At 32.0% G+C, this 6,419-nt stretch carries 7 protein-coding genes and 1 pseudogene; 1 reads left to right on the forward strand and 7 read right to left on the reverse strand.

Annotated elements, in window-relative coordinates:
• Window positions 1–196: pseudogene (locus KHW44_RS05005) on the forward strand (IS3 family transposase); the annotation flags it as partial.
• A gap of 118 nt (window positions 197–314) precedes the next feature.
• Here KHW44_RS05005 and KHW44_RS05010 read toward each other — a convergent pair.
• The 7 genes from KHW44_RS05010 to nadD all read right to left on the reverse strand — a co-directional run bounded on the left by KHW44_RS05010 (window position 315) and on the right by nadD (window position 6,400).
• Complete coding sequence (locus KHW44_RS05010) at window positions 315–788, reverse strand: GNAT family N-acetyltransferase (protein ID WP_304066727.1); 474 nt, start codon at window positions 786–788, stop codon at window positions 315–317.
• Window positions 789–856: 68 nt separating this feature from the next.
• Window positions 857–1,954 (reverse strand): redox-regulated ATPase YchF, encoded by a 1,098-nt coding sequence (gene ychF / locus KHW44_RS05015; protein ID WP_304066730.1) that lies wholly within the window; start codon window positions 1,952–1,954, stop codon window positions 857–859.
• A gap of 96 nt (window positions 1,955–2,050) precedes the next feature.
• Complete coding sequence (locus KHW44_RS05020) at window positions 2,051–4,369, reverse strand: cell wall-binding repeat-containing protein (protein ID WP_304066733.1); 2,319 nt, start codon at window positions 4,367–4,369, stop codon at window positions 2,051–2,053.
• A 185-nt stretch (window positions 4,370–4,554) separates the two neighbouring features.
• Window positions 4,555–4,923: a RidA family protein gene (locus tag KHW44_RS05025; protein WP_002835519.1), complete on the reverse strand. Its 369-nt coding sequence runs from the start codon at window positions 4,921–4,923 to the stop codon at window positions 4,555–4,557.
• A gap of 9 nt (window positions 4,924–4,932) precedes the next feature.
• A complete protein-coding gene (rsfS, locus tag KHW44_RS05030) occupies window positions 4,933–5,235 on the reverse strand; it encodes a ribosome silencing factor (protein WP_002835520.1) in 303 nt (100 codons plus the stop codon).
• Complete coding sequence (yqeK, locus tag KHW44_RS05035; protein ID WP_304066739.1) at window positions 5,236–5,811, reverse strand: bis(5'-nucleosyl)-tetraphosphatase (symmetrical) YqeK; 576 nt, start codon at window positions 5,809–5,811, stop codon at window positions 5,236–5,238.
• Window positions 5,801–6,400: a nicotinate-nucleotide adenylyltransferase gene (gene nadD / locus KHW44_RS05040; protein WP_304066743.1), complete on the reverse strand. Its 600-nt coding sequence runs from the start codon at window positions 6,398–6,400 to the stop codon at window positions 5,801–5,803. The genes yqeK and nadD overlap by 11 nt, the downstream gene beginning before the upstream one ends.
• Window positions 6,401–6,419 lie beyond the last annotated feature (19 nt).

The raw sequence follows: 6,419 nt of genomic DNA on the forward strand, positions 1-6,419 counted from the left end.
AATTGCTTAGATAATTCCCCTATGGAAAATTTCTTTGGAATATTAAAACAAGAAATTTACTATGGTAGAACGTTTAAATCATTTAACGAACTAAAAAAGACAATAGAAGAATATATAAAATATTACAATGAAGATAGAATAAAAAAAACTTGGATATTTAAGTCCAGTTGAATATAGGAAATTGAATGCAGCTTAGTTGTGATTCCCCCTAGGGAAAATTTGAGGACAAAAAACCAGAGACAAATATTTCTAAATGTCTCTGGTATAAAATCCAACTTTTTTTGGGTCACCTTATAATACCTAGCTTCTCTTTTTTATATATTAAATTCTATCAAGTGCTCGTTATCTTCCAACAAAGTTTCTATCTTTTTGTAATCTGATAATACATTCTCCCAAAATTTTTTTGCAGTTGGATTATCCAAAGAATATTTTACTTGCCATTTACCTTTTCGTTGATTCAATACTTTCGAAATAACTCTCTTACCCAATCCGTTTTTTCTATATTTTGGAACAATACTAAATTCAGCCATTGAATAATCAACGATCTTTTCAGTGAATGAATGGTCGTTAATCATACAAAATCCAATTATTTTATTGTCATATCGAAAAATCAAAGCTTCTCTGTTTTCTTCAGTGTTAAAATAGTTTTCAAAATAATCATACGAATAATTGCCATCATCTTCTATATCATCACCATATACGTCACTTAATTCGTACAAATATTTTTGTAACAAATTCCACAACAAATTTTTGTGTTCAGTTTTTACTTCAATAAAATCTACATCCATTGTAAAATCTTCTTATTTAAAATAATAAAATAAAAAGCTATGCGAACAAATCACATAGCCAAATTATTCTAAACGTTAAATCTAAAATGAACTACATCTCCATCTTGCATCAAATATTCTTTACCTTCTAATCTCATAAGACCCTTTTCTCTGACTGCAGCCATGGATTTTAATTCTATCAAATCATCGTAGTTCACGATTTCTGCTCTGATGAACCCTCTTTGAATGTCTGTGTGGATTTTACCAGCTGCTTGTACTGCAGGAGTGTTTTTCTTGATAGTCCATGCACGTGTTTCATCTTCTCCTGTTGTCAAGAAACTCATAAGTCCCAATAAATCATAGCTTTGTGTAATCAAATCGTCGATTCCTGATTTTTCAAGACCGATTGCTTCTAAGAATTCTTTCTTATCTTCTTCGCTGTCCAACGCAGAAATTTCCGATTCAATTTGCGCAGAGATTACAACTACTTTTGCATCTTCTGATTTTGCAAAATCTTTTACTTTTTGAACTATTTCGTTGTTTTCGTAAGCATCTGCCACTTCATCTTCACTTACATTGCACACATAAATTATTGGCTTAACGCTCAAAAGATTGAAACTTCTCATAAGTTTCATTTCATCTTCATCCAAATCCAAAATTCTGATTGATTTGCCTTCTGATAAAACGTCGTAGATTTTTTCAAGAAGATCCACTTCTTCATTCAAATCCTTATTACCTTTCAAAGCTTTTCTGGATTTTTCTAATCTTCTTTCAACCATTTCCAAATCAGATAAAATAAGTTCGTAGTTGATTGTTTCAATATCTCTAAGAGGATCCACTGAACCATCAACGTGAACTATATTTTCATCTTCAAAGCATCTTAGAACTTCAACAATGGCATCGGATTCTCTGATATTTTCCAAAAATTTATTTCCCAAACCTTCGCCCTTGCTTGCGCCTTTTACAAGACCTGCAATGTCGTAAAATTCAATTGTTGCTGGAATAATTTTTTTGGAATTAAAAAGTTCTGCTAATTTATACACTCTTTCATCAGGAACATTTACAAGTCCGATGTTAGGATCTATCGTACAGAATGGATAATTCGCCATTTCTGCACCCGCTTTTGTTATCGCATTAAAAAGTGTGGACTTTCCTACATTTGGAAGCCCCACAATACCTAATTTCATATCATTCACTCCTTTTAACTAACTCAAATTTTACCATATACCTTATTTTTTGTAAATTATACACATTAAAAAAAGAGCTCTTTTCAGAGCTCTAATTTAAAAATTATTTAGTTTAGCATTTTTGATAATCTTTGGATAGTTTTTGTAGGAATAGTTCATGTCTACTCCACCTTCTCCTGTATCAGGAACGCCCTTTATTTTTGATTTATTTGTGAATTGCCACATTCCATAATCAGGTGTGAAGCAGTTAGGATTTGTAACGTGCCAATGTGCAATCCAAATATCGTAATCTGTTAATCTTTCTTTTTCAAATTCGTTGTTAATCCAATATCCTGAGCTGTATAATCCTGTGTAGTATCCATTCTTCTCGAGAATACTCATAAAGGCAACTGCCATATCTGTTTTTGTTTTTTTGGAAATTCTTCTTTGTGAATGATCTTCAAAATCTAAATATACAGGGTATTCGAATTGTTTATTACCCAATATTTTCAAGTATATTAGAGCTTCTTGTTTAGCTTCTTCAACATTTAAAGCGTATGAATACCAATATGTCCCAACATTTAATCCAGCTGCTTTCGCATTTCTGTAGTTTTGTTGGAATTTTGGATCTTCACCACTGTATCCGGAACCTGCTTTTAATATTACAAAATCCATTCCGTTTTGTTTAGCTAATTTCATATTAACATTGCCATTGAATTTTGAAATGTCTGCTCCTTGTTGAAATACTAATCTGTATTTGTTAGGATTAAACATTCCAAAATCAGAAACTTTTGCATATCCTTTAAATCCATTTATATCCAATTGCATCCATCCATTATTTAAAATCTTTATTACTTGCATAACTGATGAAGTATTTATATTTCTCACTGACTTTGCAGAACTATTTGCAGCATTATAAAGTTTTGTAGAATGTTTCGCAACTACAAAATCGTGCAAACCAATAGCCTTATCTTCTTCGATGATATCTGATTGATCTCTTACAGCTGGTGGCTGTGGTTTTGGTTTTACATGTTTGGCCAAAACATTTGTAACAGTACCATACACGTTAGTACCGATAGTTCTGTATCCACCGACAATATATACGTCCTTGATTGAGTTTTTGAAATTATTCAAGAATGCTATTACACTTGTGTCTAGTTTGTCTTTTGAACTTAACAAAATCGGTGCATTTAATTTTTGTGCTAATGGACTTATAGCTAGTGCATCTGCAAAATCTTCACCACTTGCGATGAATAATTTGTCCTTATTCATAGAGTTAGCCACTTTTACAGATCCATCGTATCTGTTTCTACCGCTAATTCTACCAACATTTTTGCCAGTTGCTGATTGAATATCTCTAACTGTCGCTGATGAGATTGATTGTTCTCCACCAACAACTGTCACTTTTCCAATACTAGATTTATTTCTAAGTAAATAATCTCTTGTTTCTCTAGACAAAGTTTTTCCAGAACTTAACAATATCTTAGCATTGTTGGAATGAGCATAAGATGATGCGTAAAGTGGATCGCTAAAGTTTTCTCCACTTGCAATAACGACGTTCTTTTTATTGCTCATAGCTGCAACCTTTGCGCTAGTTTCGTATCTGTCTCTTCCGGCAATTCTAGTAACTTTATTTGAATATTTCTTTAATATGTTTTCAATTCCAGAACTAATAGATTGTTGGCCACCAAGAAGATACACTTCTACAGGATTAATTCTTTGAATTTCAATTCTTGTAGCTGTTGGAAGTGTGTCTTTTTCTGTGTACAAAATAGAATATTTTCCAGCAGACAAAGTTGTCGCACTCAATGAATCGGCGTATTTTTGTGCATTAACAACAATAACTTTCTTTGCATTAGTGAATTGTTCTCTTGAAATTTTTGCAGCAGATTCGTATCTGTTTTTCCCTGCAATTCTTGTAGGAACGATTTGTCCAGCAGAATTTAACGCTTTTACTTCACTATCTTCTGATTCTTTTCCTTCAGAAACTTGTTCTTCTGAATTTCCCTTTGATACAGATTTCTCAGCTTTAATAGGCGAAACTTCTAAGCGTTCTTCTGTATCTTTTATATCTGATTTTTCAGGTGCAACTTCTTTTTCAGATTCTTTTTCATCTTTTGTAGAATCTGAAACTTCTGTTTTTTCTTCCTTTTCCTTAATATATTTATTTAAATCAGTAGATTCTGAATCTTCACGATTCAAATCATCATTTTCCTTTTTTCCATTTTGTAAGTTGTCTACGTTAGCGTATCCCAATTTAGCTTTTTTAGTCAACTTACTTTGATTGTGTGTGCTAATCGATGTATATTTGGCACTAAGCTCGTTTTCTACATCTTTCTTGTCGTTTTCTGTTTGAGCCATTGATCCTGTGGAGATCATTAGTGACACAGACAGTGCAACAAACGAGACCTTAGCAATCTCTTTTAAGTTCTTCATAGATACAACCTCCTAATATACATACATAATATCATAAAAAGTTACAAAATGGTATCAATTTTGATAATTGTTGACATTCAAAATAAATTTTGAAGATTTTCAAATAAACTAAGAAAAGTTTTTAATAAATTAAATTTTTTAAATAAAAAAATCCCCTGAGTAAAAATTACTCAGAGGAAAAATTCTTAGTCTAATTCAGCAATTGCTTCTATTTCGATTATAGCTCCTTTTGGAAGAGCTGCAACTTGAACTGCACTTCTTGCTGGTTTGTGATCCCCAAAAAATTCTGCATAAACTTCGTTCATATCAGAAAATTGTGATAAATCTTGCATGAATACGCCAACTCTTGCGATGTTTTCCACTTTGCCGCCTTCAGTTTCGATAATATGTAAAATATTATCTAATGATGCTTTTGTAGCTTTTCTTATATCAGTTTGTAATTCTCCATCAACTATTGGAAGTTGTCCTGATACATAAATTGTTTTGTTAGCAGATGTTGCTTGTGAATATGGTCCAATTGCAGCAGGTGCTTTGTCTGAATGTAAAAATTTCATACTGTCCTCCTAATTCCACAATCTTTCTATATCATAGAAAGAACGTGCTTCTTCTGTAAATACATGTACTATAATATCATTAAGATCTAGCAAAATCCAGTTACCTTCGCTGTAACCTTCTTTCCCTAAAATCTCAAAGCCATTTTCGTCGCACACTTTTTCCACCTCATCAATAATAGATTGAGCGTGGTTAGGTGCATTGGCAGTTGCAATCACAAAATAATCTGCAACGGCTGAATCTAATTTCAAAGTTACAATGTCTTTTCCAATCTTATCGTCTATCGCTTTTTGAACTAACTCTAATTCAGTCATCTATACTCCCTTCAATAAATAGTTTCTGACGTTAACACTAGTGATAGATATTTCCCTATCACCTTCTATAAGATATTTTATCGTATCATCTAGTGATTTGACAATTGCTTTATTCAAATTTATTTTGGATAATCTTCTGATTTCATCAACATCATCATAATCTCTCTTATCTTCGGTCTTATCAGCCAAGTAAATTATTTTTTCAAAATCAGTCATATTAATTCTTCCAGTTGTGTGAAATTCTATCGCATCCAAAATCTCTTCGTCATTTACGCCGTATTCTTTGTTAGCGACAATTCTACCCAAATAGCAATGCAACAACTTAGGATTTTCCATATCAGGATCGTTTTTTCTTAAATTTCTAAGCTCTTCAAATTCTTTCTTGTACCTATCCAAATACATCTCTTCGTTGTTTTTTGCGCAGTCGTGAAGTAGTGCCGCTAATTCTATTTTTGTAACGTCTTGATTGTGAAGCTTTGCTAATTCAATAGCTTTGTCCCTTACTCTCAAAACGTGTTCGTATCGTGTTTTTTTGAGCATTTTGCTCAAATTATTTTCTATTTCTTTAACTTTCATATAATTTGTTTCTCATAATATATTCAAAAACTTGATTTGGCACGAAATACCTAAAATCTTGATTTGATTGCACTTTTTCTCTGATTTTCGTAGAAGAAATATCTATAAAACTTGCAGGAATTTTTTCCACAAAATATCCCTTTGATTTCAATTCATAGGTTTTTTCATCTAGTTTGGACATTTCTTCTTGTCTTCTAATACAAGCCAAAATCTTAGTATTTTTCAAAAAATCTTCTGCATTTTCCCAAGTTTCCACACTCATCAGCGAATCCTCGCCCATTATGAAATAAAAATCATGATCGTAATTTTCTCTCAAATATTTCATAGTTTCCCATGAATATGTCACGCCATTTTTGTTAATTTCATAATCGCATACTTTAAACTTATCGTTATCTTGTGTGGCAATCTTCACCATTTCAAATCTTTTTTGTTTGTCTGTGACATTTTTATCTTGTTTAAAATTCGGATTACCAGTAGGAATAAACCACACCTCATCCAAATTTTTGTAGTTAATAGCTTCCATAGCTAATATCAAATGTCCTATATGAATGGGATCAAAAGTCCCACCCATTATTCCGACTTTAATCATCTAAATCTATTACCTTGTT

Source organism: Finegoldia magna, assembly GCF_018371055.1.
Taxonomy (GTDB): Bacteria; Bacillota; Clostridia; order Tissierellales; family Peptoniphilaceae; genus Finegoldia; species Finegoldia magna_I.